Here is a 797-nt window from a genome sequence, read left to right on the forward strand (position 1 = left end):
GTTGCCGCGTCCTGTCACTCACGCGCACCGTGGTACTCGTGATCGTCGGTCATCAATTCGGTTGACTGGCTTGTCGACCCTCGGGTACTGAGCGGGTCTCAGGCGTGCGCCCCCGGGCGCCAGAGCACGTCCCCCTCGGGGTTCGCCACCCGGGCGAGGATGAACAGCAGGTCCGACAGTCGGTTGAGATAGCGGGCCGGCAGCGGGCCGGTGCGGTCCGGCTCGGCCTCGAGGAGGGCCCAGATGGACCGTTCCGCCCGGCGGGCGACCGTGCGGGCGACATGCAGCAGCGCCGCCCCGGCAGTCCCTCCCGGAAGAACGAAGGAAGCCAGCTTCGGCAGGTCGGCGTTGAAACGGTCACACGCCTCCTCGAGCCGTTCCACGTAGGCCTCGGTGATCCGCAGGGGTGGGTAGGCCGGCGCCGGGTCGACCGGGGTGCACAGATCCGCGCCGACGTCGAAGAGGTCGTTCTGGACTTGGCCGAGCACCGCCCGCAGCTCGTCGGGAAGCCCGCCGAGGGCGAGGGCCACGCCGATCGCGGCGTTCGCCTCATCCACGTCGGCATAGGCGGCCAGCCGCGGATCGGTCTTCGCCACCCGCGACATGTCGCCCAGCGCCGTCGTACCGTCATCCCCGGTGCGGGTGTAGATCCGAGTCAGGTGCACTGCCATGGGGACCACTCTAGGCAGTCGTTGACCGCGCGGCCGGGTTGTCAGATCCGGGCGTAGAGCGCGGTCGCGTCGTCGCTCATCCCGAACCGGGGGAACCGCAAGCAGTCCGGATCGGCCCGTTCCGCC

At 70.4% G+C, this 797-nt stretch carries 1 protein-coding gene; it reads right to left on the reverse strand.

Going from position 1 to position 797, the window contains the following annotated elements:
- Positions 1-98: 98 nt before the first annotated feature.
- The gene (locus tag AC08ON_RS02760) at positions 99-671 is read right to left on the reverse strand and encodes a cob(I)yrinic acid a,c-diamide adenosyltransferase (protein WP_476606286.1); all 573 of its coding nucleotides are present in this window, start codon (positions 669-671) and stop codon (positions 99-101) included.
- Positions 672-797: the final 126 nt, after the last annotated feature.

This window comes from Frankia sp. CoWAU3 (assembly GCF_977971855.1).

What these genes read in the sequence shown, in the direction of transcription:
- AC08ON_RS02760 (WP_476606286.1), bottom strand. Translation starts at nt 671, where the DNA reads ATGGCAGTGCACCTGACTCGGATCTACACCCGCACCGGGGATGACGGT.